This is a genomic window from Hydrocarboniphaga sp. FW305-C-57 (assembly GCF_058783045.1).
This window is the reverse complement of the sequence record NZ_JBYSYG010000004.1, coordinates 410,521-436,683: the sequence shown is the minus strand read 5'-3', so window position 1 is coordinate 436,683 and position 26,163 is coordinate 410,521. Positions and strand designations below refer to the sequence as shown.

The 26,163-nt window shown below is 66.1% G+C and carries 19 protein-coding genes; 7 read left to right on the top strand and 12 right to left on the bottom strand.

Going from position 1 to position 26,163, the window contains the following annotated elements:
• Positions 1-24: 24 nt before the first annotated feature.
• Positions 25-696 carry a response regulator gene (locus tag AC3WUM_RS11380; RefSeq protein WP_492410423.1) on the bottom strand — a complete coding sequence of 224 codons (672 nt, stop codon included), beginning with the start codon at positions 694-696 and terminating at the stop codon, positions 25-27.
• 136 nt (positions 697-832) lie between these two features.
• Entirely contained in the window at positions 833-2,875 is a 2,043-nt protein-coding gene (locus tag AC3WUM_RS11375) for a sigma-54-dependent Fis family transcriptional regulator (RefSeq protein WP_492410422.1), read from the bottom strand.
• A 625-nt stretch (positions 2,876-3,500) separates the two neighbouring features.
• Here AC3WUM_RS11375 and AC3WUM_RS11370 point away from each other — a divergent pair.
• The 5 genes from AC3WUM_RS11370 to AC3WUM_RS11350 all read left to right on the top strand — a co-directional run bounded on the left by AC3WUM_RS11370 (position 3,501) and on the right by AC3WUM_RS11350 (position 8,846).
• Entirely contained in the window at positions 3,501-4,337 is an 837-nt protein-coding gene (locus AC3WUM_RS11370; RefSeq protein ID WP_492410421.1) for a transporter, read from the top strand.
• 20 nt (positions 4,338-4,357) lie between these two features.
• Complete coding sequence (locus tag AC3WUM_RS11365) at positions 4,358-4,837, top strand: DUF1097 domain-containing protein (RefSeq protein ID WP_492410420.1); 480 nt, start codon at positions 4,358-4,360, stop codon at positions 4,835-4,837.
• A 41-nt stretch (positions 4,838-4,878) separates the two neighbouring features.
• A complete protein-coding gene (gene aldA / locus AC3WUM_RS11360; RefSeq protein WP_492410419.1) occupies positions 4,879-6,312 on the top strand; it encodes an aldehyde dehydrogenase in 1,434 nt (477 codons plus the stop codon).
• Positions 6,313-6,343: 31 nt separating this feature from the next.
• Positions 6,344-6,979: a QcrA and Rieske domain-containing protein gene (locus AC3WUM_RS11355; protein ID WP_492410418.1), complete on the top strand. Its 636-nt coding sequence runs from the start codon at positions 6,344-6,346 to the stop codon at positions 6,977-6,979.
• 106 nt (positions 6,980-7,085) lie between these two features.
• Positions 7,086-8,846: a PQQ-dependent dehydrogenase, methanol/ethanol family gene (locus AC3WUM_RS11350; RefSeq protein ID WP_492410417.1), complete on the top strand. Its 1,761-nt coding sequence runs from the start codon at positions 7,086-7,088 to the stop codon at positions 8,844-8,846.
• Positions 8,847-8,998: 152 nt separating this feature from the next.
• Here the strand turns inward: AC3WUM_RS11350 and AC3WUM_RS11345 are convergent, their stop codons facing one another.
• Together AC3WUM_RS11345 and tyrS are read right to left on the bottom strand one after the other, a co-directional pair.
• Positions 8,999-11,029, bottom strand: a complete 2,031-nt coding sequence (locus AC3WUM_RS11345; RefSeq protein ID WP_492410415.1) for a sigma-54-dependent Fis family transcriptional regulator — start codon at positions 11,027-11,029, stop codon at positions 8,999-9,001.
• 134 nt (positions 11,030-11,163) lie between these two features.
• Positions 11,164-12,360, bottom strand: a complete 1,197-nt coding sequence (gene tyrS / locus AC3WUM_RS11340) for a tyrosine--tRNA ligase (protein WP_492410414.1) — start codon at positions 12,358-12,360, stop codon at positions 11,164-11,166.
• Between the two features lie 375 nt (positions 12,361-12,735).
• Between tyrS and AC3WUM_RS11335 the strand changes: the two genes are divergently transcribed.
• Positions 12,736-13,992, top strand: a complete 1,257-nt coding sequence (locus tag AC3WUM_RS11335) for an OapA family protein (protein ID WP_492410413.1) — start codon at positions 12,736-12,738, stop codon at positions 13,990-13,992.
• Positions 13,993-13,996: 4 nt separating this feature from the next.
• Complete coding sequence (locus tag AC3WUM_RS11330; RefSeq protein ID WP_492410412.1) at positions 13,997-15,106, top strand: anhydro-N-acetylmuramic acid kinase; 1,110 nt, start codon at positions 13,997-13,999, stop codon at positions 15,104-15,106.
• 48 nt (positions 15,107-15,154) lie between these two features.
• On the opposite strand, the gene AC3WUM_RS11325 is transcribed toward AC3WUM_RS11330, so the two are convergent.
• The 8 genes from AC3WUM_RS11325 to aroE form a co-directional block, all read right to left on the bottom strand.
• Positions 15,155-17,359, bottom strand: a complete 2,205-nt coding sequence (locus tag AC3WUM_RS11325; protein WP_492410411.1) for a primosomal protein N' — start codon at positions 17,357-17,359, stop codon at positions 15,155-15,157.
• A gap of 270 nt (positions 17,360-17,629) precedes the next feature.
• Entirely contained in the window at positions 17,630-21,373 is a 3,744-nt protein-coding gene (locus tag AC3WUM_RS11320) for a translocation/assembly module TamB domain-containing protein (protein ID WP_492410410.1), read from the bottom strand.
• A complete protein-coding gene (locus tag AC3WUM_RS11315; protein WP_492410409.1) occupies positions 21,370-23,139 on the bottom strand; it encodes an autotransporter assembly complex protein TamA in 1,770 nt (589 codons plus the stop codon). Before AC3WUM_RS11315 ends, AC3WUM_RS11320 begins: the two co-directional genes overlap by 4 nt.
• 206 nt (positions 23,140-23,345) lie before the next feature.
• Positions 23,346-23,717 carry a BON domain-containing protein gene (locus AC3WUM_RS11310; RefSeq protein WP_492410408.1) on the bottom strand — a complete coding sequence of 124 codons (372 nt, stop codon included), beginning with the start codon at positions 23,715-23,717 and terminating at the stop codon, positions 23,346-23,348.
• 159 nt (positions 23,718-23,876) lie between these two features.
• Positions 23,877-24,068: a CsbD family protein gene (locus AC3WUM_RS11305; protein WP_492410407.1), complete on the bottom strand. Its 192-nt coding sequence runs from the start codon at positions 24,066-24,068 to the stop codon at positions 23,877-23,879.
• A gap of 122 nt (positions 24,069-24,190) precedes the next feature.
• Positions 24,191-24,847, bottom strand: a complete 657-nt coding sequence (locus AC3WUM_RS11300) for a BON domain-containing protein (protein WP_492410406.1) — start codon at positions 24,845-24,847, stop codon at positions 24,191-24,193.
• 118 nt (positions 24,848-24,965) lie between these two features.
• Complete coding sequence (locus AC3WUM_RS11295; RefSeq protein ID WP_007184525.1) at positions 24,966-25,130, bottom strand: DUF1328 domain-containing protein; 165 nt, start codon at positions 25,128-25,130, stop codon at positions 24,966-24,968.
• A gap of 186 nt (positions 25,131-25,316) precedes the next feature.
• Positions 25,317-26,126: a shikimate dehydrogenase gene (gene aroE, locus AC3WUM_RS11290; RefSeq protein ID WP_492410404.1), complete on the bottom strand. Its 810-nt coding sequence runs from the start codon at positions 26,124-26,126 to the stop codon at positions 25,317-25,319.
• Positions 26,127-26,163: the final 37 nt, after the last annotated feature.

Here is a 26,163-nt window from a genome sequence, read left to right as displayed (position 1 = left end):
GCCAGCAATACGCAGATCACTTCACTACAGATGCGGGTTGATGAGACCCATGCGCGCGGCCTCGGTGGCGGCCTCGGCGCGGCTGCCGATCTTGAGCTTGCGGTAGACGTTCTTGATGAAGCCGTGCGCGGTGTTGCGCGTGACGCCGAGGCTGGTCGCCACTTCGGCGATCTTGAAGCCCTTGGCGATCAGCGCGAGCGTCTCGCGCTCGCGCGGCGTGAGTGTCTCTCCCGAACCTGTCGATGCGCCGGCGGCCGTCGGCGCCGCATCGCCGAACACACGCAGCAGGCGACGCGCGATCGAGGCCGACAGCGGCGGCTCGCCGGCCGCAATGCCACGCAGCGACTGCACGATGCGCTCGCGTGGCTGATCCTTGAGCAGATAGCCGCCGGCGCCCGCGCGCAGCGCCGGAAACAGATGCTGGTCGTCCGCGTAGATGGTGCTGACGACGCACTGGCAGTTCGGGTGCGCCGTCGCGATCTCGCGAATCAGGTCGACGCCCGAGCCATCGGGCAGGCCGAGATCGATCAGCGCGATCTCGGGTGTCGCGAGCTCCTTGAGCACGAGCCGCGCGGCCTGCAGGGTTCCGGCATAGACCACGTGCACGCCCGGGAACGCCTCTTCGAGCGTCTGCACGAGCCATTGCGCGAGCGCAGGCTGATCCTCCACCACCATGGCCTGCCGAATGCTCGTCATCGTGTCGCCGCTCCCCCAAGCGCTGCGGCCAGCGTGGCCGTGACGCAAGCCTGATGCTCGGCTCATCCGAGCGTCAAGAAGCGCCCCCAGAACAGGGGGTGTGGACGACGCGAGTCGGCGCCGCGGCGCCGGAGCTCTACCAGTGCGTCGGCGGCGTGATGCCGTAGCGCTTCATCTGCCGATACAGCGTGGTGCGGCACATGCCGAGCTCGGCCGCAGCGGCCGAGATGTTCCACTTGTTGCGGCGCAGTGCGGTGACGAGCGGCTGCGTCTTCATCGGCAGCGGTGGCGCGGCGGGCAACTCGGGCTCCGCATGTATCGGCGCGGCGCTGGCGATGCCCATCGCCTCGACCGCTTCGTCAGCCAACGCGGATGCCGGCACGCTCGCAAGCGCACGCGGAACGGCATTGGCGGCGAGCAGGTCGGCCGGCAGGTGCTCGATGAACACACCTTCGCCGTCCGACATCGCGACCGCGTAGCGCAGCACGTTGCGCAACTCGCGCACGTTGCCGGGCCAGTTGTACGAGACCAGCTGCGCGAGCGCCCGATCCTGCAGCCACGGCCGCGCATTGAGCTTAGCCGATTCCTCGCGCAGCAGGTGGTCGATGATGTACTCGCGGTCCTGTCGCTCGCGCAAGGCGGGCAGCGCCATCGTCGCACCACACAGACGATAGTAGAGATCTTCGCGAAAGGTTCCGGCTGCGATCTGCCGACGCAGATCGCGATGCGAGGCGGCGATCACGGTCAGGTCGATCGCGATCGGCTTTTCGGAACCCAGCGGCAGCACTTCGCGCTCCGACAGCACGCGCAGCAGGCGCGTCTGCAGGCTCAGCGGCATGTCGCCGATTTCGTCGAGAAACAGGGTACCACCGTCGGATTGCTGGATCAGGCCCTTCATGCCCTTGGCGCGCGCGCCCGTGAAAGTGCCTGCGGTGTAGCCGAACAATTCGCTTTCGATCAGCGATTCGGGAATCGCCGCGCAGTTGATCGCGACGAAGGGCTTGTCGGCGCGCACGCTGGCCTCGTGCATCGCACGCGCGAACACTTCCTTGCCGGTTCCGGTTTCACCCTGGATCAGCACGTTGATGCGCTTGTTGACGAGGCGCTTGGCCTGGTCGAGCACGCGCTGCATGTGGCGATCGTCGCCGGCGAGTGCGTCGAGCACGTGATCGCGCGTCGGCGTCACCGCCGGCGACGCGACCGCCGTCGCCACCGTAGCCGTGCGCTGCGTGCGCGGCGGAACCAGCGAGCCGAAGTACGAAACGAAATCCACCGTGACGAGCACCGCGCGATCGTGCGACGCATGCGGCTTGCGCAGGCGCGACAAGGCATCCATCGGATCGCGGAACAGATCGGCGATCGGGCGGCCGATGATGTCGGCGCTGTTCGATCGCCATTCGGCCGCCGTGCGCAGACGTCGACGCGCGCCGCTGTTGGCGCCGACGACGATGCCGTCGTTGTCGAGCGCGAGCATGAGATCGGAGGCGACATCGGCCAGCGCGCCCGCGGTGGCCAGGCGCAGCACCCAGCGATCGGCGAAGTGGCGCATGAAGTTGGCGTCTTCGATCATGCGCCCGTGCATCGTGGTCAAGCCCAGCGCGAGCTGCGAGGTCTCGCGCGAAACCGGAGCCGACAGCGCCGACACGTCGAGCACGCCGAGGAACTGGCCTTCGGGATCGAACAGCGGCGTGGTCACGCAGCTCAGCGAAGTGTTCGACCAGAAGAAGTGATCGTCGCGATGGCAGACGAAGGGCTGCTGTTCGATCAGGCAGGTGCCGATGCCGTTGGTGCCGCCGTATTCCTCGCGCCAGTTGGCGCCCAGATGCAGGCCGCCGCGACGCAGCGCGTGATCGGCGCTGTCGTCACCGATGTAGTCGATCGTCACGCCCTCGGAATCGGCGAGCAGCAAGACGTAACCCAGGCCTGCGACGCACTTGTACAGCTGCTCCATGCCCGCACGCGCGACGTGCAGGTATTCCTCGATCTGTCCGCGGCATTCACGCAGACGCGATTGCGATTCCACGTGCGCGACGACCGCGCTGCCCGGGTGCAGCTTGTGCTGGTTGATGCAGCGATTCCACGAGCGCTGGATCGGCTCGGCCAGGCCATCGACGCCGCCCAGCGGCATCAGCCCACCGGCGCCCGCCATCACGCGCTCGACATGCGTTTGCGTACTCATGCTGCTCTCTCCATTTATCGCCAGGGCTTCTGCTCGTCTGTGCTATCGGCAGATCGCTCACGCGCACTTCTAGCGCGCTTTTCGAGCGTCCGGGAATTGGTCGGACCAATGGGCGGCGAAGGGTTTTGCTGCACGTCGCATCAGCTGTTCAAGTGCTCCGCACAACTGTCCAAAACAACTGCAACAAGTGTTGCGCGTGGCGGCTCACAGCTGCGCTCCAGCCTGCTGCGCCGCGATCGGAGCGGCAAATTCCGGCCGCTGGAATTTCAAGCTCGATCAGTTGGTTGCGGTTCGATGACGGCGGTTTTCACGATGTGAACAACGAGTCTGTACAGCGCATGGCATGTGCCTTGCCCCTATCGGCCGCACCGAGGGCAATGTGCAGGTGAAGAACGCTTCAGCTGCCGGACAAAACGACAGGCAACCGCAAAGTCCGCGCGAAAAACAAAAACCTTGATGCGAATGCGCGCCGCTGACGATCACCGTCCGCAACGCAGCGACGACAGCAAGGCCCTCAATCAGTAGCAGCAAAAAAAGCCCCGCGAAAACGGGGTTTCGGGGACGGCTGTGCCTTTGGCAGACCCCCGGCCGGGCACGGCTCAAACACAACCATGAGGAGAGCAGCATGATGCACAAGCACACTCAGAAATCGCTCGTCGCCGCCGCATTGGCATTGATGTCGGCCAGCGCCAGCGCCGGCGTGAACTTCGACGCCATCGGCCCGCACGAGTACAACCTGCCGGCCGGCGGTTTCGAACCGTTCAACGTCTTCGTGCAGTACGCCTCGGTCTCGGACGACGACAAGGCCTATGACGCCGATGGCGACAAGATCGACGGCCCGGGCACCACCACGCTCGTCGGCATCAGCAAGTACGTCCGCTTCTGGACGCCGGGCTGGGCGCCGAAGATCGGTCTGGCCTATGAAATCCTGGTGCCGACCATCGGCGTGCGCGACAAGGCCGCCGGTACGCAAACCAGCGGCATCGGCGATCCGCTGACCGGCTTCGCGGTCTGGTACAAGCCCAACGACAACGCCACGCTCGGCTTCCAGTCGTTCGTGCATATTCCGGTCGGCGGCGAAGTGTCCGACACCAACTGGAAGAACAACACGAGCTTCTTCTGGGATTTCCGCCTGCCGGCCAAGTTCGGTTTCACCGGTGATGCCGGCTACCTCTACCAGACCGAGCGCGTCAGCGGCTTCAAGCCTGGCCTGTCGTGGTTCACCAACGATCGCTTCGGCCTGCGCGTGAGCGAGCACGTCGAGCCCTTCATCGGCTTCGACGCCGAATACCAGGACGGCAACGACGGCGCGCCGCACTCGTGGACGATCGATGGCGGCGTGGGCGTGATGTTCCACACCTTCAAGAACCAGTCGATCACGCTGCGCTACTCGACCACGCTCGATGCCGTGAGCCGCGTCGAGAACAACAGCCTCAACGTCCGCTACATCTACTCCTGGTAAGCGCCAGGGATATCTGCCCCATGAAAAGCTTGAATGCGCTTGCGCTGAGCATCGCGTTACTCGTCGCCTTCTGGGTCTGGCTCAGCGTCGGACAGCCGCAGCTCAACTTGAACCCCTGGATCGGCTTCGTCGCCTGGGCTGCGTTCTTCGCAGCCGGCGGCGGCAACGGCGGATTCGTCAACGCTTCGATCGCCGGACTCGCCGGTGTCGGCCTCACCGCGCTGACGCTGTTCGGCGTCGGTGCGCTCGGCGGCTCGCTGGTGTGGCTGATCGCACTGGTCGCGGTGCTCGCCTTCGTGCTGGTGGCGATGGCGGCGGTTCCGTCTCTCGCTTACACGCCAGCCGCGTTTCTCGGCGCCGCGTCGTTCTTCGGCTCCGGCGGCAAGGTCGACATCAGCGTCGCCTTCGTCGCGCTGAGCTGGCTCTGCGGCGTTTCGCTCGGCTACGCCTCGGCGTGGCTCGGCGCAAAGCTCACGCGTGCCGACGCCGTCGCCGCCTGAACACATCCCAGAACACATCTGCTTCTTAGAGGAGATTCGTTGTGACTGAACATTACAAGGACTACGTCGATGGGCGCTTCGTGGAAGCCGCCGCATCGATGCTCGATGTCTACAACCCGGCGACGCAGGAGCTGCTCGCGCGCGTGCCGGAATCGTCGGCCGACACCGTGGAAGAAGCGATCGCCGCGGCCCGCAAGGCACAGCCTTCGTGGGAGAAGACGCCGGCGATCCAGCGCGCAACCTACCTGCGCCAGATCTCGGCCAAGCTGCGTCAGCATCGCGACCGTCTCGCGCAGATCATCACGCGCGAGCAGGGCAAGGTGCTCGGCCTGGCGACCGTCGAAGTCGACTTCACCGCCGACTACATCGACTACATGGCCGAGTGGGCGCGCCGTCTCGAAGGCGAAGTGCTCACGAGCGATCGCGCCGGTGAGCACATCTGGTTGATGCGCAAGCCGATCGGCGTCGTCGCGGGCATCCTGCCCTGGAACTTCCCGTTCTTCCTGATCGCACGCAAGATGGCGCCGGCGCTGATCACCGGCAACACCATCGTCATCAAGCCCAGCGAAGAAACGCCGATCAACGCGTATGAATTCGCCAAGCTCGTCGCCGAAACCGATCTGCCGGCCGGGGTCTTCAACCTCGTCTGCGGCCGCGGCGTTTCCGTCGGCAGCCAGCTGTCGTCGCACACGGGTGTTGATCTCATCACCTTCACGGGCAGCGTGCCGACCGGCATCCGCATCATGCAGGCGGCGGCGCAGAACCTCACTCGCGTGAACCTCGAGCTCGGCGGCAAGGCGCCTGCGATCGTGCTCAACGATGCCGATCTCGACCTCACCGCCAAGGCGCTGGTCGACTCGCGCATCATCAACACCGGCCAGGTCTGCAACTGCGCCGAGCGCGTCTACGTGCAGCGCGGCGTCGCCGATGCGCTCGCCGAGAAGCTCGCCGCCAAGCTCGCCGCGACGCGCTACGGCGATCCGATCGCGCAGCCCGACGTCGACATGGGCCCGCTGGTCAATCGCGTCGGTCGCGACAAGGTCGCGGCGATGGTCGAGCGTGCACGCAGCGACGGCGCGCAGATCGTCACCGGCGGCCGCATCGTCGACAGCACGGGCTGGCACTACGAGCCCACGTTGATCACCAACTGCACCGCCGACATGGAGATCATGCGTAAGGAGATCTTCGGACCGGTGCTGCCGGTGCAGATCGTCGACGACGTCGAAGAAGCCATCGCGCTCGCCAACGATTCCGAGTACGGCCTGACCTCCTCGATCTTCACGCGCGACATCAACTCGGCGATGCGTGCCGTGCGCGATCTGAAGTTCGGCGAGACCTACATCAACCGCGAGCACTTCGAAGCCATGCAGGGCTTCCACGCGGGTCGTCGCAAGTCCGGCATCGGTGGCGCCGATGGCAAGCACGGCCTGCTCGAGTTCACCGAAACCCACGTCGTCTATCTGCAAACGCAGTAAGGCCCCAGTAAAAGCCAAAGAGCCAGTCAAGATGAGCAAGCCAAACGAGAACCACGGCTGCGCCTGCAGCTGCCCGAACATGCCGACCGACCAGGCCGTCGACAGTGGTCGTCGCCAGATGCTGACCAGCGCACTCGCGCTCGCCGCGATGGCGCCGATGGCTGCGATGGCCGACGGTGAAGGCGCAGAAGGCGCGCCCAAGCGCAGCACCAAGCCGCAGGAGGGCGACAAGCTCGCCTTCATGCTCGGAGAGAAGGAAGGCAAGGAGATTCTGCCGTCCGATCTGAAGATCGGCGCCGAACCCACGCTCGCTTATCCGCTCGATCCGGCAACCGGCAAGGCGCAGGTCGCCAAGGCCAGCCTGCTGGTCGTCGTGCGCCTGAAGCCGGAAGACCTCAAGCCCGGCAGCGCGAAGAACGCGGCCGATGGCGGCGTGGTGGCTTTCTCATCGATGTGCACGCACTACGGCTGTCCGATCACGACCCTGCATCCGAGCGGATCGCAGGTCGTCTGCAACTGCCACGGATCGGTGTTCAACGCTGCGGATCGCGGCGTCGTCACCAATGGCCCGGCAACTCGCCGCCTGGCGATGCTGCCGCTCGAGCTCAAAGACGGCGCCATCGTCGTGAAGGGCAAGTTCGATGGTCCGCTGGGACCGCCGACTTGATCTGTCCCTTCGTCGCACCCCAGCAAATCTCAAGAACGCGTCAGAAAAACCCAGGCGTTCAACCCCCGAGCAGTCAATCAAGTTCATCCAGGAGAGAGGGATAATCATGAAAGTCTCGCTGAAACAATCGCTGATGATGGCCGCGCTCGCCGCGACCGTTTCATCGGCATCGCTTGCAGCCGCTCCGTCGGCCGCCCCGCAGCCGGCGTACAAGCCGGTCACCGACGCACGCCTGGCCAATCCGGAACCGGAAAACTGGCTGCTGACCAAGGGCAACTACGAAGGCTGGAGCTACAGCCCGCTGAACCAAGTCACCACCGCAAACGTGTCCAAGCTCAAGCCGGTGTGGTCGTCGTCGACCGGCGTGCTGTCGGGCCATGAAGCGCCGGCGATCGTCAACGGCGAATACATGTTCGTCGCCACGCCGCACAACCATGTGTTCGCGTACAACGCCAAGACCGGCAAGCCGCTCTGGCACTTCCAGCGCGAAGTTCCGGAAGGCATCGGCGCCCTGCACCGCACCAACCGTGGCGTGTCGCTCTATGGCGACAAGGTCTACGTCGGCAGCGTCGATTGCGTGCTCAGCGCGCTGGACGCCAAGACCGGCAAGCTGATCTGGGAAGCCGAAGTCTGCAACTGGGAACAGGAAAGCGCCTACATCACTTCGGCTCCGCTCGTCGTCAAGGGCAAGGTGCTGATCGGACCGTCGGGCGGTGAGTTCGGCGTGCGCGGCTTCCTGAAGGCCTTCGATGCCGAAACCGGCAAGCTCGTGTGGACGCGCTACAGCGTTCCGGCTCCCGGTGAGAAGGGCTTCGAAACCTGGCCGCAGGACGGCAAGTGGAAGGATGCGTGGAAGCACGGCGGCGGCACCATGTGGATGCCGGGCAACTACGACGCCAAGAACGACGTCATCTACTGGGGCGTCGGCAACGGCGGTCCGTGGATGGGCGACCAGCGCCCGGGCGACAACCTGTACCTGGCTTCGGTGCTCGCGCTCGATCCGGCCACCGGCGACATCAAGAGCCACTTCCAATATCACTGGAACGACTCGTGGGATTGGGCCGGCATGAACGCGCCGACGCTCGTCGAGTACACCAAGAACGGCAAGAAGGTGAGCGGCTTGGTCAGCGCCCAGCGCAACGGCCGCATCTACTGGCTGGACCGCGATGCCAAGGGCAAGATTTCGTACAACAAGTCCGAGCCCTACGTCACCAACACGGTGTTCAAGAGCGTCGACAAGAAGACCGGCCGTCCGACGTACAACATGGACGCCAAGCCGACCACGGGCGAAACGCACACCTACTGCCCGAGCCTCTGGGGCGGCAAGGACTGGCCGTATGAAGCCTACAACCCGCAGACGGGCATGCTGTACGTGCCGTACAACGACAACCACTGCCTCACGCTGACCGGCATCATCCAGCCGATCATTCCTGGCCAGTGGTCCGCCGGTGCGGACATCAACAAGCTCGACCTGTCGGTCAAGCCCGGCTTCGATCACATCGGTGGCATCCAGGCCTGGGGCGTCGATTCAGGCAAGGTCGAATGGACCGAGAAGTATCCGACCTCGTGGAACTTCGGTTCGATCCTGACGACGGCAGGCGGCGTGCTGTTCGCCGGCGGCACCAACGACAAGATGTTCCGCGCCTACGACGCCAAGAGCGGCAAGCTGCTGTGGTCGTTCCCGACCCCGTCCGGAATCATCTCGCCCCCGAGCTCGTTCTCGATCGACGGCAAGCAGTACATCGCGGTCGTTTCCGGCTACGGCGTCGACGCCCAGTGGATCCAAGGAAAGATGCATGGCCTGGCCGGCTGGGACGAAAAGGTTCCGGAAGGCGGCAGCGTCTGGGTCTTCGCGCTCGGCGAATAAGTTTCACGCAGCAAGGCTTCAACGATCCGGCTGCACCGCAGCCGGATCGCGCACCACTCCAATCGCTCTCGTGAGGGCCTTGAGGCCGGCATCGCTCCGATGCCGGCCTTCTTTTTTGCTTGTCGCTTATGCGTGATCCGCAGAGCGGCTTTTCAAGCCTGCAGATCGCGATCCTTCGGCGAGACGATGTTGTGGCGACGCATGAGGTGATAGATCGTCGTGCGCGACAGACCCATTTCGCTGGCGACTGCGGAGATGTTCCAGCGCAGGCGCTGCAGCGTGGCGAGCAACTCACGCTCGGTGTCCGATGCGGCGCCACCGGCACTGCCGTTCACCGCACCCGTCGCGCCGGGCTGCGCCTTGATCCCGATGCTCGTGGTCGACGACGAAGCCGGCTCGCTGAGTTCGGGCGGCAGATGTTCCTCGCCGATGCCGAGGCCATCGGAAATCGCGAGCGCGAAGCGGATGACGTTGCGCAGCTGGCGTACGTTGCCGGGCCAGTCGTATTCGAGCAGCCGATCGATCGCCGCCGGGCTGATCGCGGTCATCGCCGACAGCTGCTCGGCCTCTTCGCGCAGGATGCGATCGATGATGTAGAGCTTGTCTCCGCGCTCGCGCAGCGGAGGCAGCGACAAGGTCGCGCCGCACAGCCGGTAGTACAAGTCCTCGCGGAACGTACCGGCCGCGATCTGCTTGCGCAGGTCGCGATGCGAGGCCGCGATCACGGTCAGCGCGACCTTGACCGGACGCTCCGCACCGAGCGGCAGCACTTCGCGCTCCGACAGCACGCGCAGCAGGCGCGTCTGCAGCTGCAGCGGCATGTCGCCGATCTCGTCGAGGAACAGCGTGCCGCCGTCGGATTGCTGGATCAGGCCCTTCATGCCGCGGCTGCGCGCACCCGTGAAGGTGCCGGGCGTGTAGCCGAACAGTTCGCTCTCGATCAGCGTCTCGGGAATCGAGGCACAATTGACCGCGACGAAAGGCTGGGCCTTGCGCTGGCTGCACTCGTGCAACGCGCGTGCGAACACTTCCTTGCCGGTTCCGGTTTCGCCCTGCACGAGGATGCTGACCTGCTTGTCGACGAGCCGGCGCGCGTGATCGAGCACGCGGCCCATGTGGCGGTCCTCGCCGGCGAGCTGGTCGAGCGCGCCGAAATCCTGCTTCGCCGACACCGCGTCGTGGCCCTGTTCGATCTGCGTCGCAGCCGTCGCGCCGCTCGGTACGCGCGGGACGATCAGCGACGCCTGATAGACCTGATGGTTGGTCGCGGTGATGAGCGTCTGCTCGTCGAGGTGCGCGGAGCGCGTGAGCTTCCAGATGTCTTCGAGGCGGCAGCGCAACAAGTCGTCGAGCGCACGGCCGACGATGGCATCGCGCCGCGGCGACTTGCCGGGTGTCGCGATGGCTTGCCCGCGCAGTTCGCGCCGTGCTGCAGGATTGGCGCCGACGACGACGCCGTCCTTGTCGAAGGCGAGCATGAGTTCGCCGCAGACATCGACGAGCGGGCCCGCGGTACCGAGACGTAGAATCCAGCGATCGCGGAAGTGCCGCAGGAAGTTGGCGTCTTCGATCATCTGCCCGTACAGCAGGGTCAGATGCAGCGCCAGATGCTGGCTCTCCTTGGCCTCCGGCGAAGACAGCGCCGAGACGTCGAGCGCGCCGATGAAATCACCTTCGGGCCCGAACAGCGGCGTGGTCGTGCAGGACAGGCCCAGGTGCGACGAGAAGAAATGGTCGTCGCGATGGCAGGTCAGCGCTGCCTGCTCGGCGATGCAAGTGCCGATGCCGTTGGTGCCCGCATGCGATTCCTGCCAGTTGGCGCCGAGCGCGAGCCCGGCGGTGCGCAGCTCGCGATCCCAGGAATCGTTGCCGATGTAGTCGACGGTGATGCCCTGCGCGTCGGTCAGCAGCAGCACGTAGCCGAGCGCGCGCACTCGCTTGAACAGCTGTTCCATGCCGGCCCGCGCGACCAACATGTATTCCTCGATCTGCTCTCGGCTCTCGCGCAGGCGCTGGCGCGTTTCGATGCGTCCGCGCCGGGGCTTGGACGGATCGAGTCCGTATTCGTTGACGCAGCGATACCAGGACCGCTCGATCAGCAAGCCGCTGTCGGTTTGATGGGTTCCGCGCGACGGTATCGCGCCGGATGCGACCTCCAGAATGCGGTCGACGTGGTGCTGCATGAGGGCGTTTCCTCCAACCGGCCGGCCGTCGTGGCAACCAACTCGATATAGGGCGCGACGCCTTACCGGCTCGCGAGAGTGGCCCGTTTTAGCACGAAACCCATGCGCTCCCCGGTTTTTGGGGGCCGCCGCGTTCAGCTGGCGAGCGTCGCCTTGGCGTAGCGGCGTGAGCCGACCTGCAGCAGGTATTCGCCCGCCGCGAGCACGAGCGCGCGGTCTTCGACGCGCTGGTTGTTCACGCGCACGGCCTTCTGGTCGATCATGCGATTGCCTTCGGCATTGCTCGCGACGAGGCCGGCCTCCTTGAGCACGCGGGCCAGCGACAGGCCTTCGGCCGGCGCGGCAATGGTCACTTCCGGAATGTTCTCGGGCAGCGCGCCCTGCGAGAACTGGGCGATGAACGCCGCCTTGGCCGCTTCGCCGGCGCCCGCGCCGTGGAAGCGATCGACGATCTCGATGCCGAGCGCCATCTTGATGTCGCGCGGGTTGGCGCCTTCGGCCATCGCCTTGCGCAGACCCTCGATCTCGGCGAGCGGCCTGAACGACAGCAGCTCGTAGTAACGCCACATGAGCGTGTCCGAGATGCTCATGACCTTGCCGAACATGTCCTTGGGCTCATCGGTCAGGCCGATGTAGTTGCCGAGCGACTTGCTCATCTTGTTGACGCCGTCCAGGCCCTCGAGGATCGGCACCGTCATGATCGCCTGCGGCTTCTGGCCATAGGCGCCCTGCAGGTGGCGGCCGACCAGCAGGTTGAACTTCTGGTCGTTGCCGCCGAGTTCGAGGTCCGATTTCAGCGCCACCGAGTCGTAGCCCTGCAGCAGCGGGTACATGAACTCGTGGATCGCGATCGGCTGGCCGTCCCTGTAGCGCCTGGAGAAGTCGTCGCGCTCGAGCATGCGGGCCACGGTGTGCTGGGCCGCAAGCTTGAGCATGCCCTCGGTGCCGAGCTGGTCGAGCCAGCTCGAATTGAACGCGATGGTGGTCTTGGCCGGGTCGAGAATCTTGAAGACCTGCTCTTTGTAGGTCTGCGCGTTTTCCTCGACCTGTTCGCGCGTCAGCGGCTTGCGCGTTTCATTCTTCCCGGTCGGGTCGCCGATCATTCCGGTGAAGTCGCCGATTAGGAAGATTGCCTCATGCCCGCGTTCCTGGAAGGCACGCAATTTGTTAAGCAAAAGGGTATGGCCGAGATGAAGATCCTTGGCCGTGGGGTCGAAACCCGCTTTGATGCGAAGACGCTCGCCCTTGGCTTCGGCCTGGGTCAGACGACTGCGGAACTCTTCCAGAGGAATGATTTCATTGGTCGCGCGTTCCAGTTCTTCGAGTGCCATGGGTCCAGGTTTCGACGGTGTTGAGAGCTTCGACAGCGCTTGTGCAAAAGTATTGAAAAGAGGCGCGCCGTTACGAATCGAAGGGGGAAATCTCTTGCAGATCGACGGGTTTGTGTGGTTTCTTACGTGACCTGTGTGTTCGGTCACAAATGCTTCATTCTTAAAAACGAGAGGGACCGAGCCACTGAACAGCGGCGGCATGGTGGAACCATGCGGGCCGGTTCGTGCAAATCGACGGGTCTGTAAATGAAATTTGATTATAGCTCAGCCGAGCCGGCGCCCCGGCGTTCGGCTCATAGAGCGGTTTTTATCGGCGCAATTTGCGCACTGGGTCTGGGCATTCTGGTGACGCGGGAAACTTCCGCGAACCGTCACATGCCCGATACGGCGTCGATGCCGCTCGTGTTGTCCGAGGGTGACTCGGCTCAATACGACGCCTCGATCCAGGCCGCCCTGGCCGACAGCAGCCTGGTGGTTCCGCAGGCCAGCGAATGGGTCAACTGGCAGGTCAAGAAAGGCGACACCCTTTCGACCATCTTCGGCGCTCAAGGATTGCCGAGCGATGAATGGATCGCGCTGCTGAAACTCGGCGGCGACGTGATGGAGCTCAAGCGCCTCAAGGCCGGCGAAGAGCTGCAGATCCGCAAGGACGGCGACCAGCTCCAGGAGCTGCGCTACGCCCTCGACGAGATGCGCACCCTCAACGTGCGCCGCGTCGACGATCAGTTCGAAGCCGTCACGATCACCGCCGAACTCGAGCGTCGCCAGGAAAAGGCCAGCGGCAGCATCACGAGCTCGCTGTTCGCCGACGGCAACAAGGCCGGCCTGTCCGACCGCATGGTCATGGAAATGGCCGAAATCTTCGGCTACGACGTCGACTTCGCGCTCGACCTGCGCCAGGGCGACCGCTTCTCGGTGGTCTACGAGAAGCTCTACAAGGACGGCAAGTCGCTGCGCTACGGCGACATCCTGGCCGCCGAATTCGTCAACCAGGGCAAGGCCTACCGTGCGGTTCGCCACGTCGGCGCCGACGGTCGCGTCGCCTACTACACGCCGGCCGGCGAATCGCTGCGCAAGGCCTTCATCCGCACCCCGCTCGACGTCATCCGCATCAGCTCGCCGTTCAACCTGGCGCGCCGTCACCCGATCCTCAACACGATCCGCGCCCACAAGGGCGTCGACTACGCCGCCGCCGCCGGCACGCCGATCAAGGCCGTGGGCGACGCCAAGGTGACCTTCGTCGGCAACAAGAATGGCTTCGGCCGCGTGGTCGTGCTCCAGCACGGCAACCAGTACGAAACCCTTTACGCCCACATGTCGCGCTTCGCTCCAGGCATCAGGGCCGGCCAGCGCGTGAGCCAGGGCCGCGTCATCGGCTACGTCGGCATGTCGGGCCTGGCGACCGCTCCGCACCTGCATTACGAATTCCACATCGGCGGCAAGGTCGTGAATCCGGTCACCGTGGCGATGCCGCGCGCGAACCCGATCGATCGCAAGGAACTCGCGCAGTTCAAGTCCGAGGCGGCGGTTTATCTCGCCGCGCTCGACAGCGACGGCACCAAGCAGACCGCCCAGGCCCAGACCCAGAAGACGGTCGACGGCCCTGCCACCACCGCCCCGACCGCTCGCTAAAAAAATGCGGCGTCTTGCGCTGGGGCTGATCTCCGGCACCAGCCAGGACGGCATCGACGCGGTTCTCGCCGCATTCGAAGGCGATGCCTGGCACGGCATCGTCGCCACGCATTCGGGCCAGTACCCGCAATCGGTCCGGGCCCGGCTGCTGGCGCTGGGCTACGAAAACCAGCCGGTTTCGCTCGCCGAATTCGCCGAGCTCGATCGCGCGGTCGCCGACGCCTTCGCCGACACCGCCCTCGCCCTGCTGAGCCAGGCCGGGATTGCGGCCGGGCAAGTCAGCGCGCTCGGCAGCCACGGCCAGACCGTGTTCCATGACGCCGCGCTCGGCAACAGCCTGCAGATCGGCGACCCGTCGCGCATCGCCGCGCGCACGGGCATCGCCACGGTCGGCGACCTGCGCCGCAAGGACATCGCGCTCGGCGGCCAAGGCGCCCCGCTGCTGCCGGTGTTCCATCACGCCCTGTTCGCCCGCGCCGACGAGCCGCGCGCCGTGCTCAATCTCGGCGGCATCGCCAATCTGACCCTGCTGCCGAATGCGCACGCCGCCCAGGTCCGTGGCTTCGATTGCGGCCCCGCGAACGGGCTCATGGACGAATGGATCGAGCGGCATCAGGGCCGGCGCTACGACGCATATGGCGTGTTCGCGGCAAGCGGCCAGCTGGTTCCGGACTTGCTCGACGCGCTGCTGGCCGATCCCTACTTCGCCCTGCCGCCACCCAAGAGCACCGGCCGCGGCTACTTTCTGATCGACTGGGTGCGCCGGCGCTTTCCCGCGCTCGACTCGCTACCTGCCGCCGACGTGCAGCGCACGCTCTGCGAGCTCACCGCCCGATCGGCCCTCGAGGCGCTCGACGCCACGCTGCCGAGTGCGCGACGGTTGCTGGTCTGCGGCGGCGGAGCGCACAACGGCTTTCTGATGCAGCGGCTGCGCGAGCTCAGCGCTTCGCGCGCCGTCGAGCCGACGCAGGCGCATGGCCTGCACGCGGATTGGGTGGAGGCTTCGGCCTTCGCCTGGCTCGCCCTGCGCCGGCTCGACGCGGCGACCGGCAATCTGCCGAGCGTGACGGGAGCATCTCGCGCGACGGTGCTCGGCGGTTTGTTCTTGCCCTGAAAGATGGTTTTACCTGCGGCTAAGCCCGCAGCCTCTTTCAACTCCGCCTCAATACAGATCCACCGGATCCACATCGATCGACCAGCGCAGCCCGCGCGCGCCGGGCAGCGTGTCGAGCAGCGGCAGCCATGGGGTCAGCGCGCGGTGCAGGGCGACGCGGTCGAGCGCCTGGATCAGCAGTTGGGCGCGGAAGCGGCCGGCGCGGCGTTCCATCGGTGCGGGAACCGGACCGAGCTTCTGCACGCCCGGCAAGGACGGCAGGCAGGCACCGGCGGCTTCGAGGAAATCCATCGCGTTCTGTTCGGTGCTCGCCTCGGCGCGCAGCAGGGCCAAGTGCGAGAACGGCGGCAGCTGGGCTTCGGCGCGCTCGTGCAGCAACAGCGCGGCGAGGCCGTCGTAGCTCGCCTCGATGAGCCGGCGCAACGCCGGATGATCGGGCTGGTGGGTCTGGACGATGACCTCGCCGCGCTGTCCGGCGCGGCCGGCACGGCCTGCGACCTGCGTGAGCAACTGGCCCATGCGCTCGACGGCGCGAAAATCCACCGAGAACAGCGCCTGGTCCGCATCGACGACGCCGACCAGCGAAAGCCCGGCGAAGTCGTGGCCCTTGGCGAGCATCTGGGTGCCGACGAGGATGTTCACGTGGCCCTCGCGCGTGTCTTTCAGCAGGGCTTGCAAGGCGCGCACGCTGCGCAGGCGGTCGGAATCGAAGCGCTCGACGCGCGCCTCCGGGAAGCGTGCACGGAGTGTTTCCTCGATGCGCTCGGTGCCGTGGCCGACCGCGAGCATCTGCGTCGACTGGCATTGCGGGCAGGCGGCCGGCGGCGCCTGGCGCGCTCCGCAGTGATGGCAGATCAGTCGGCCGCGGCCGCGATGCCAGGTCAGCCGGGCGTCGCAATGCGTACAGGTGGCGGTCCAGCCGCAGTCGTGGCAGATCAGTGCGGGCGCATAGCCGCGCCGGTTGATGAACAGCAGCACCTGCCCGCCGGCCTGCAGATGACGCTCGATCGCGCTCACGAGCGCCGGTGCGAGGCCCTGCTGGAACGGCTGGCCGCGCACGTCGAGCAGCTGCAGGCGCGGCGGATCGACACTTCTGATGCGCCGGGGCAGGCGCAGCAGCGAATAACGCTGGGCCTGCACGCGCTGCAGGGTTTCGAGCGAGGGCGTCGCCGAGCCGAGGATCACCGGCGCGTTTTCGCGGCTTCCGCGCAGCACGGCGACGTCGCGCGCCGAATAGCGCAGGCCGTCCTGCTGCTTGAACGAAGTGTCGTGCTCCTCGTCGACGATGATCAACGCGAGCCTCGGCATCGGCAGCAGCGCGGCCGAACGCGTGCCGACCACGATCGGCAGCCGGCCCGAAGCCGCGCGCAGCCAGACCTGCCCGCGTGCCGCATCGTTGAGGCCGGAGTGATAACCGTCGACGACCGAGCTGTCGGTGGGCGATCCGCCGAAGCGCTCGCGCACGCGGTCGAGCAGCTGCGGCGTGAGCCCGATCTCGGGCACCAGCAGCAGCACCTGGCCACCGTGTGCGATGGCCTTGGCGATCGCGCGCAGATAGACCTCGGTCTTGCCGCTGCCGGTCACGCCTTGCAGCAGGTGCGTCGAAAAGCCGCTGCCGGCCGCCTCGAGCGCCTCGACCGCGCGCGCCTGGTCGGGCGTCAGCTGCGGCAGTTCGGAATCGGCGAGCTTGACCGGCGAGGGCAGCGCCTCGGCCGCAAGCTCGACCCAGCCTTCGTCGAGGCAGCGGCGCAGGCTCGCGGCGATGCCCTGGATGCCGTTGAGCCCGGCGCGGCTCACCGCGCCCTGCTCGCGCAGCGCCTCGAGCAAGGCGCGCAAACGCTGGGAACGCACCGGCAGGCGAGCCAGCGCCGCGAGCCCGCCTTCGGTGAGCCGGTACGCCGGGGTCGCGCGCAGCTGCGCGGGCTCGCCGCGGCGCAGGCTGACCGGCAGCAAGGCCGCGAGCACCTCGCCGATCGGGTGGTGGTAGTAGTCCGCGATCCACTGGCCCAGGGCCATCATCGCCGGGGACAGCAGCGGCTCGGTGTCGATCACCCGCTCGATCGGACGGAAGCGCGACAGCGGCTCGGTCTCGCCGGGCTCGCGCGCCTCGGACACCACGATTCCGATCAGCGTCCGGCGGTTAAACAGGATTTCCACCCGACATCCGGGGGCAGGTACTGCAGAAGTCCCGATTCGGTAGTCGAAACTACCGTATATAGGCACCGGAACCGCGACGGAAAGCAGCACTTCCATCAGCGGCGGGTATTGTGGATAACTTTGGGGAATAAATGCCGCAGTGCACGACCGGCCCGATTCGTCTTCCAGACCCCAATGCCGGACCCACTGTCAAACATTCTATTTAACCTTTTAAAAATCATGATCTTGCCAATCTTTTACAAGCTTGTGACGATTGCAAGACTTGACGTTCAGATCGCAGATTGCTCCGCGATCCTTGTGAATAGGCAACGGTTCAGCAATTGAGATGTTCAGCTTGATTCAGATAGCAGCAAGCTTTTGGGCCGTTCAGCGTCGCTCGATCGTATAAAGCAAATCTCCTCCGGTGAAAGTGCCCGATTCGGTGGAGACTTTGAATCCTTTCCCGAGATCGTAAAGCAGCTTGAAAACATTGCCGGGCTGGAACAGCCCAATGCCGTAGGAGACAAACAATTTCGGCGAAAGGTACTTGCCGACCGTGAGCCGGGCCTGCTCCTGCGTTTCGCCCGGCGACGATCCCAGCGAAATCTCGTCCAGGCCCAGGCCGCCGCGCAGGTTCTGGGCGAGCGCGCTGCCGCCGCCGAGCCCGAGCGCGACCGCGGCGCCCGACAGCATGCTGCGATCCTCCGACGAGCTGCTCTGCTCGAGCGGACGGCCGAACAGCAGCCAGGACAGCTGTTGCTGCTGGGTCATCGTAGGCTCGGAATACAGCGAAAGCTGCGGCTTTTCGAGCGTGCCGCGCACGTAGATGCCGACCTTGATCTGGTCCTGCGCGGCCTGCTGGATCTCGCGGAAGGCGCGAATCTCCAGCCCCGGCTTGGCGATCGGCCCGCCGTTGAAGAGCAGCTTGCCGGTCTCGATCGTGAGGTCCTGCCCGTAGGCCTTGTAGCGACCGTCGACGAGCCGCAGCTCGCCATAGCCGAGCGTGTCGCGGCCGGGCTCCTCGACCGCCGTCACGTCGCCCTCGATGCGCGTCTTCAGGCCGAAGCCCTCGAGCGACACCTTGTTGCCGAGCACCAGCTTCACCTCGGCGAACAGCTTGAGGCCCTGGACCGGATCGGGCGCTTCGCCGGCGGCGTTGACGATGATCTGGTCGCCGCTCGGCGCGGTGCCGCTGTCCTCGACGTTGGCGAGCTTAATCTCGGCACGCGGCACGCCGAGCGTGCCCTTGAGGCTGGCCTGCTGGTTGCCCATCTCGAACGTCAGATCGGGCGCGATCCAGGCGCGCGCGGTCGGCAGGTTCGCGGCCAGGAAGTTGTCGCCCTTGATCGCGAGCCTCAGGCGAATGCCGCCGGGCTCGGCCTTCTTGGGCAACTCGGCGTCGACCGAGCCGGGCTCGGCCGGCGGTGGTTCGGCGGGCGCGTCGGGCGGGGTCGCGGTGGCGACGTTTTCGAGTTCGGTGGCCGCGTTCTCCGGCTTGGGCTGCTCGACCAGCACGGTGTTTTCGTGCGCGTTCTCGACCTGGCCGACGATCGTCAGCGTGCCCTCTCCGGACTTGGCGCTGGCCTCCACGCTGAGTCGTCCGCCCGGGCTGCCGGCGACGCGCGCGCTGACTTCGGTCAGCTCGATGCCGGGCCGCGTGAGCTTGATGCGGCCGTCGCTGAGCTGGGCTTCGCCATGCAGCTCGGGGGCGCCGACGCGGCCGGCGAGCTGGTAGCGCCCGTCGAGCCGGCCCGAGGCCCCGCCGATCTCGGGACTCAGCACCGACAGGAACACCAGGTCGGGAAAATCGAGCCGCAGTTCGCCGCTCAGGGCGCGATCGCTCATGACCGCGTTCGGCGCGAGCCGGGCATCGGCCTCGATGCCGCCGACGTCGAGCGGCAGGCGCAGCTCGACGCGGCCTTCGGTGCCGTCGGTGATGAGCAGACGAGCCGGCTTGAAGCCCATGCGCTGGTCACCGTAGCCGGCCGAGCCTTCGGTGGTGTTGATCTCGGCGCGCGCCTGCCGAATCTGCCCGCCCGCGAGTTCCACCGCCGCGTTGCCGCTCAACGAACCCTCGAGGTGCAGATCCTGCGGCAGCACGGCCTTGAAGTAGGCGAAGGCGAGCTGCTCGATCTGCACCTCGGCGCTGGTCGCTTCGGGCGCCTGCCTGGCCTGCAGGCAGACGCGGCCCGGATCGCTGGTCCAGCAAGCCTGGCCGATTTCGTTCTGCTGGGCCGACAGGCTCAGCGCGGCCGGCGCCTGCAAGGTCCACGGGGCGAGCGCGGCCGGGGCGATGCGTCCCTTCGCGAGCTGGCCCTGCCAGCGCTGCTTTTTCTCGTCGTAGCCGCCGGCGAGCTCGATGCCGACCTGGCCTTCGCGGCTGTTCGCCTCGAGCTTGAGCGTGTGCTGCCCGCGCGTACCGCGGCCCGTCAGCGTGAGCTCGTCGATGGCGACGCCGACCGCCAGGCCGGTGGTCTTGAGGTCGAGCGTGAGCGGACCGTTCCAGTCGAGATCGGCGGTCAGCTCGGCCGACTTCACCGCGTAGTCGCCGAAGGCGGCGCGCGCGATATCCGCATCGGCGATCAGATGCGGCTTGTCGACGGTGCCCTTGAAGCTCGCGGTGACCTGGGCCGAGCCGGCCAGTCGCGGAGCGAGCTCCTGCAGCTTGAGGCTCACGAGCTGCGCCTGGAGATCGTAGGGCGCGCTCGCGCGGCCACTCGCGGACAGCTGGCTGCCGCCGCTCTGCACCTCGAGTTTGGCGATCTGCAGCACCTCGTCGACGTACTGGCCTTCGCCGTCGAGCCTGAGCGGGTAATTGCGCAGCTTGGAATCGTGCAGGCCGATCCTGAAGCGCAGCGCCGGCAGCTCGCCGGGCGCCGGGTCGCCGGTCACTTCGAACTCGCCGTTGATGTCGCCGGGCCACTCGGCCGCGAACAGGCCCGGGTCGAAATGCGCGATGCGGCCCTTGAGCGAGCCGGCCGGCTTCGGCGCCCAGGTCAGCGGGCCCGCGGCCTCGACCACCGCCTTGCCGACGGTCAGCCGCAGCAGGCCCAGGTCCACCGATTCGGTGCTGCCCGAGCCTCGCGCCTGCACGACGCCGCTCTGCTTTTGCGCGAGCAGGTCGGCATCGAGATCGAACTCGTAATGCTCGGGCAGGCCCTTGACCGCGAGCTGTCCGCGCGCGCTCTCGACGACTTTGGCCTCGGTCGGCTGCGCTTGCACGAGCGGCCAGCCGAGGCCGGTCCAGGACAGCCTGGCGTCGAGTTCGCCGTTCCAGCGGCCCTCGCCCTGCACTTTCGCGGTCGAGCCGAGCGCGGTCGCGAGCGTGAACCGCAGATCGTCCCAGCTGCCCTTGAGCGTGGCCTCGCCCTGGCTGCTCGTGACGATCGGCGGCGCCTGCGGATCGACCGTTGCCAGCGGCCAGCGCAGGTCGCGCCAGGACAGCGCGAGATCGCTGGCCTTGTCGTAGCCGACGAAACCCTTGGCGCTCAGCATGGCCGGAGCGGTCACGTCGAACGCCGCGATGTCCACGCCTTCGTCGCTGAGTTTGGCCCTGCCGCTGAGCTGGGCCCTGCCGATCGGCGCGTAGTCGGCCGACAGGTTTTCGATCTTCACGTCGCGGCCGATCCAGCTGCCTTTGAGCGCCGCGTTCGGCACGATCACGGTCGGCTGCGTGGCACCGACCGTCCACAGCTGGAAGTCGCTCAGCGCCAGCGATTTGATCTCGATGGCCACCGGCAGGCGCGACAGCGGCGGCTGGTTCGATTCGGGCTTCGGCGGCTCGTCGGGCTTGTCCTTGAGCCGCACGTCGACGCCGTCGACCTCGAGCGATTCGATGCCGACGCGCCGGTCGAGCAGCCATTCGGGCTTCCAGTCGAGCACCACGCGGCGCACGCCGACGCGGATACCGTCGTCCTCGTAGACGATGTCCTTCCATTCGAGCGCCCCGGCCACCGAGCCGTGGCGCTCGCCGACGCTGATCTGTGCCCCGAGTAAACCCGGCAGGCGGGCGAGTAGGAAGCCGTTGCCCGATTCGCTGCCGATCAGCCAGGCGACGATCGCCGGGATCGACACCAGCAGGATCAGCAGCCCGAACGAGGTCCAGGCCAGTGCGCGCAAGGGTCGGCTCACAAGCCCACCCTCACGCCGATATGCAGGCGCAGGCCGAGAAACTGCGCATCGCCCTCGCCGGTCAGCGGATGCGCGAGGTCGACGCTGAAGGTGCCGACCGGGGCGCGGTAGCGCAGGCCCAGGCCGGTGCCGTAATAAAGCTTCACGGGAAATTTCTCGTCGGCCCCGCCGGCGTCGACGAACACCGCGGCGCCCCAGTTGCCCTTGACGCGCCGTTCAATTTCGACGCTCGTCGTGGTCAGGTACTGGCCGCCGATGACGTCGCCGTTGTCGTTCCGGGTACCGATGGCCTGATAGTCGTAGCCGCGCACGCTCTGGTCGCCGCCCGCGAAGAAGCGCTGCGAAGCCGGCAGCGCCGAGAAATCGTCGTGGAAGTTCGCGCCGAGCTCGATGCGGCCGAGCACGCGCGTGCGCCAGTCGAACGAATAGACGCCGCGCAGCAGTCCGTAGGTGCGGATGAAGGTGGCGTTCGACAGCAGGTTTTCCTTGGCCCCGTGGACGTCGGTGAACAGATACCAGCCCCGGCGCGCGTTGATCGGATCGTCGAGCTCGGTACGCGTGAACGAGACGCCCGGCGTGAGCAGGTCGGCCGTGACCTTGTCCTTGGTGGTCTCTTCGATGGGCTCGGCATTCGGATCGTTCGGATCGGAAGTCACGGTGGTCGTCGTTCCGATCTCCGATTCTTCGTGGATGAACTCGACGTAGAGCCGCCGATGCCAGTCACCCGGGCTGCGGTTGAGGCTCGCACCGAGCGTGTATTTGGAGCTGTCGCCGCTTTCGAGCTTCTGCGCTTCGGTGGTCGCGCTGAGCGTCACGTTCTCGCCGGGTTCGTTGCCGAGCGGAATGCGGTAGTTCGCGCCGATGGCGTTCTTGATCTGCGACAGCCGCATGTCGGCGTCGAGGTTGTGGCCGTACTTGTTGATGCGCCGCCATTCGGTGCCAAGCGAAAGCCGCGCGCCGGTGTCGGTGCCGTAGCCGACGCCGGCCTCGTAGCGATGCCGGTTGCGCGGCGTGGTGTGGATGACCACCGGCACGTGATGCTCGGCGTCGGCCTCGGCGCGCTTGGGTTCGATTTCGACCGACTGGAAGTAGCCCAGATCGCCGAGCGCGAACTGCTGGTCGAGCAGCTCCTGCGGATCGAAGACATCGCCTTCCTTGAGCACGATGTAGCGCTCGATGAATTCGGGATCGAGCCCCTGCTGTTCGAGCGTGATCTTGCCGAGCAGATAGCGCGGCCCGGTCTGCATGTGCAGCACCACGTTGGCCTGGCGCGCCTCGGGGTTCACGCGCAGCTCGCTCTTCTCCCAATGCGCATCGAGAAAGCCGGCCGCGTAGGCTGCGTCGGCGAGCTGCTTCTTGGCGTCCTCGTAGTCGGCGTGCTTGAGCCGCTGTTCGGGCTGCAGCCGTCGTTCGATGCGGCGCAGCGCGGCCTTGAAGCCTTCGTTGTCCTTGCCCTCGCCGAGCAGCTGGACATCGACCTCACCGATGCGCGTGGCCTCGCCCGCGTCGATCTTGTAGCGCGCGGTCCAGTTCGGCGCCTTGCCGGTGAGTTCGGATTCGATCGTCGGGCTGTAGTAGCCGTAGGGCTGCAGCGCGGTTTCGATGTCGCGCTTGGCCTGTGCGTTGAGACGTTCGACCAGGGTGTCGTCGAGATCCTTGCGCTCGCGCTGCTGGCGGATCGTCAGCCGGGTTTCGACGTTGGCGAGTTCGTCGCCGCCGATGCCTTCGACCACCACGCGCACCTCGGCCTCGGCGGCGGCGGCCATGAGCAGGAGGGGGATGCAGCACAGGGCGGAAAAGCGGCCTCTCATTCGGCCAATGGTACCGTCATTGTCTGGTTATCCAGTGTGGATCGAGCGCCGATCGGCACCATTCCACTTCGTTTGCGCGCGGGGTGCAGCCTCGTCACGCGCCCCGAAACGAATTGCCCGGACGAGCCGGCAGTCTCATCGATGGGAGGTGGATTGGCGGATCATCCACGCCAGAGTTCGTTCGTCTCGACCTGGTTGACGTTCGCCACCTTGCGCGAGAGTTCGACCGCCCGGTAGATCATCGGCACGCTGCTGACGTTCCCCGCCAGCATCACCACGCCGTTGAGCGTGGACACTCGGATGTTGCCCTTGAGCAGCGGATCGGCTTCGAGCACGGCGATCACCTCGCGCGTGATCGCCAGGTCGGCCTCGCTCATCTTGAATGGGGTGAAGTCCTGCACTACCTCGATGCGAGGCGATCTGGCCTCGAAGCCCTGGATCGGGGCATCGTCCTGCGCCGACGCAGGCGCCGCGACGACGGCCAGCGCCAGCATCGGCGCGGCGAAGGTGGAGCGAATCATCCTGGCTTTCATGTTTGGACTCCGGGTCGCGTCGGGACGCGAGAGGAACCAAAGTTTGCACGCGGCATGCGCGCGCGTCGACCACGAAAGTGTTTCGGCGAAACGCCCCTGATGAAGCGCAAAAAAAGGCCGCACCCTGCGCGGGCGCGGCCTTTTTGTCAGCCAGCAAACTCAGTGCTTGAGGTTGCGGATGCCGTCACGAACGGCGTCCTTGGTCTTGCCGACCCCTTCCTGCACCTTGCCCTCGGCGCGCTTGGCCGCGCCCTTGGCTTCCATTTCCCGATTGCCGGTGACTTCGCCGACCTTCTGCTTGGCGGCGCCCATGGCCTGCTTGGCCTTGCCCTGGATGACATTCTTGTCCATGAGAACACTCCTTTTTTCTCTACAGCAGGAAGGCGGTTTTGGGGTTTAAACCGCTGCCGCACCTTGCGGCTGACCCGGTCGACCGTCGTTGGCCGGCCGGCTCATTTCGAAATCGAGCCGACTCAGGAGCTCGAGGCGACCTTCAGGTTGTCGTCGTCGACGCTCTTCACACCGTTGATGCCCTTGGCGATCGTGATCGCACGCTCGCGCGCGGAATCGGAGGCCACCTGGCCCTTGAGCTTGACGACGCCGTCGTCGGTATCGACGTTGATCGCCGTGGCCTTGACCTGATCGTCGGCCGCGAAGCTGGCCTTGACCTTGGTCGTGATCATCGCGTCCGAAACCGCTTCGCCGGCGTTGCTCGCCGCGCTGTCGGCCTTGGCGCTCATGTCATCCATGGCGGACGGAGCCGAAATCCGGTTGTCGATGCCCTTCACCTCGGCAACGTTGCGCGCGAGCTCCTCGGCCGCATCCTTGGCCTTGGCCGTGTCGGCCGTGCCGCTCAGCGTGACGACGCCGTTATTGGTTTCGACATCGATCTTCGCGCTCTCGGTGCGCGCATCGTTCGACAGGCTTTCCTTGACCTTGGCGGTGATGCCGGTGTCGTCGATCGCGGCACCCAGCGAGGCGCTTTCCTTGGGCGCGTTTGCGGCGGCCGAATCCGACATCTGGCCGTCCGGACGATTGCAGCCGGTCATGCCGGCCGTCATGCCGAGCGTGGCGGCGACGCCGAGCGCGATCAGGCTCTTACGTTTGAGGTCGAGGGTTTGAAGTTTCATTACGCACTCCTTGCGCTATTGGGATTTTTTCAGCGGCAGGGCCTCATGCCCATTCCGCCAGCAATCTGGACCGCTGGAAGCCGACGCTCCGGATCGATCCGGAGCGTCGGCTCGCGGGCTATGTTGCGGAGCGACGGCCGGTGACCAGCGACACCACGAACAGCACCAGGAAGACCAGGAACAGAACCTTGGCGATCCAGGCAGCGGTGCCGGCGATACCGAAGAAACCCAGGCCGCCCGCGATGAGGGCGATGATCAGAAAGACAACGGCATAGCTCAGCATGACATCCTCCTTGAAGTTGGCTCGTTGGCTCGGGGGAGAGGACATCCACTCGGCCCGCTCAACTGGAGGCTAGATTGAACTGAGGCAATGACTCGCTGCTGAACTTTTTCAGTAAAAAACTTTCCGCTAAATGAATGCCTTAGGCCGCTTTTAGGCGAGCTTTCGCGGCCCTGTCGGAGATCCGGGTCAGCGCAGTCCGGCGAGCACCGGAGCAGTTCGCGGTCGCTGGCCGAGCCAGAGTTCGAACGAGCTTGCGGCCTGCTCGACCAGCATGCCGAGACCGTCTTCGACGACCGCCGCCGATTGCTTGCGCGCCCAGTTCGCGAACGGCTCGCTGGCGATGCCGTAGCTGAGGTCGTAGCACTTGGCGCCTGGTGCGAGCAGACCCGGCGGCAGCCGCGGCATGTCGCCCGCGTGACCGGCCGACGTGGCGTTGATGACGACGTCGTAGGCATCACCCTTGAGCGCCAGATGCGTTCGCGGAACCAGTGTGCCGACGGTCTTGAACTGCTCGGCCAGATCTTCGGGCTTCCACGGATTGCGGTTCGACACCACGAGAACCTTGGGTTTGGCTTCGAGCAGCGGACCGATGATGCCGCGCGCCGCGCCGCCGGCGCCGAGAATCAGCACGCGCTGGTTCGCGATCTCGATGCCCAGGCGCGCGAGATCGCGCAGCAGGCCTTCGCCGTCGGTATTGTCTCCACGCCAGCCGGTTTCAGTTCGAATCAGGCAATTCACCGCGCCCGCGAGCTGCGCACGCTCGCTCACGCTTTCGCAGAGCGCCACGACCGCGGCCTTGTGCGGCAAGGTCACGTTGAGCCCGGCGTAGCCTTGCGCATGCAACTCACGCAGGCGATCGGCGAGCGCCTTGGGCTCGACTTCGATGGCTTCGTATTGCAGCTCGACACCGCAATCCCTGGCGAACTGCGCATGGATGCGCGGCGACTTGGAATGCGAGACGGGCTGGCCGATTACTGCGAAGCGGGCGACGCTCATGGGCTTGCGATCTGCGATTGGAAACTGGAATGAACAA

Excerpts from the sequence above, each read along its gene's own strand:
- AC3WUM_RS11380 (WP_492410423.1), bottom strand. The coding sequence starts at position 696 with ATGACGAGCATTCGGCAGGCCATGGTGGTGGAGGATCAGCCTGCGCTC.
- AC3WUM_RS11375 (WP_492410422.1), bottom strand. The coding sequence starts at position 2,875 with ATGAGTACGCAAACGCATGTCGAGCGCGTGATGGCGGGCGCCGGTGGG.
- AC3WUM_RS11370 (WP_492410421.1), top strand. The coding sequence starts at position 3,501 with ATGATGCACAAGCACACTCAGAAATCGCTCGTCGCCGCCGCATTGGCA.
- AC3WUM_RS11365 (WP_492410420.1), top strand. The coding sequence starts at position 4,358 with ATGAAAAGCTTGAATGCGCTTGCGCTGAGCATCGCGTTACTCGTCGCC.
- AC3WUM_RS11355 (WP_492410418.1), top strand. The coding sequence starts at position 6,344 with ATGAGCAAGCCAAACGAGAACCACGGCTGCGCCTGCAGCTGCCCGAAC.
- AC3WUM_RS11350 (WP_492410417.1), top strand. The coding sequence starts at position 7,086 with ATGAAAGTCTCGCTGAAACAATCGCTGATGATGGCCGCGCTCGCCGCG.
- AC3WUM_RS11345 (WP_492410415.1), bottom strand. The coding sequence starts at position 11,029 with ATGCAGCACCACGTCGACCGCATTCTGGAGGTCGCATCCGGCGCGATA.
- tyrS (WP_492410414.1), bottom strand. The coding sequence starts at position 12,360 with ATGGCACTCGAAGAACTGGAACGCGCGACCAATGAAATCATTCCTCTG.
- AC3WUM_RS11335 (WP_492410413.1), top strand. The coding sequence starts at position 12,736 with ATGCCCGATACGGCGTCGATGCCGCTCGTGTTGTCCGAGGGTGACTCG.
- AC3WUM_RS11330 (WP_492410412.1), top strand. The coding sequence starts at position 13,997 with ATGCGGCGTCTTGCGCTGGGGCTGATCTCCGGCACCAGCCAGGACGGC.
- AC3WUM_RS11325 (WP_492410411.1), bottom strand. The coding sequence starts at position 17,359 with ATGGAAGTGCTGCTTTCCGTCGCGGTTCCGGTGCCTATATACGGTAGT.
- AC3WUM_RS11315 (WP_492410409.1), bottom strand. The coding sequence starts at position 23,139 with ATGGCCGCCGCCGCCGAGGCCGAGGTGCGCGTGGTGGTCGAAGGCATC.
- AC3WUM_RS11310 (WP_492410408.1), bottom strand. The coding sequence starts at position 23,717 with ATGAAAGCCAGGATGATTCGCTCCACCTTCGCCGCGCCGATGCTGGCG.
- AC3WUM_RS11305 (WP_492410407.1), bottom strand. The coding sequence starts at position 24,068 with ATGGACAAGAATGTCATCCAGGGCAAGGCCAAGCAGGCCATGGGCGCC.
- AC3WUM_RS11300 (WP_492410406.1), bottom strand. The coding sequence starts at position 24,847 with ATGAAACTTCAAACCCTCGACCTCAAACGTAAGAGCCTGATCGCGCTC.
- AC3WUM_RS11295 (WP_007184525.1), bottom strand. The coding sequence starts at position 25,130 with ATGCTGAGCTATGCCGTTGTCTTTCTGATCATCGCCCTCATCGCGGGC.
- aroE (WP_492410404.1), bottom strand. The coding sequence starts at position 26,126 with ATGAGCGTCGCCCGCTTCGCAGTAATCGGCCAGCCCGTCTCGCATTCC.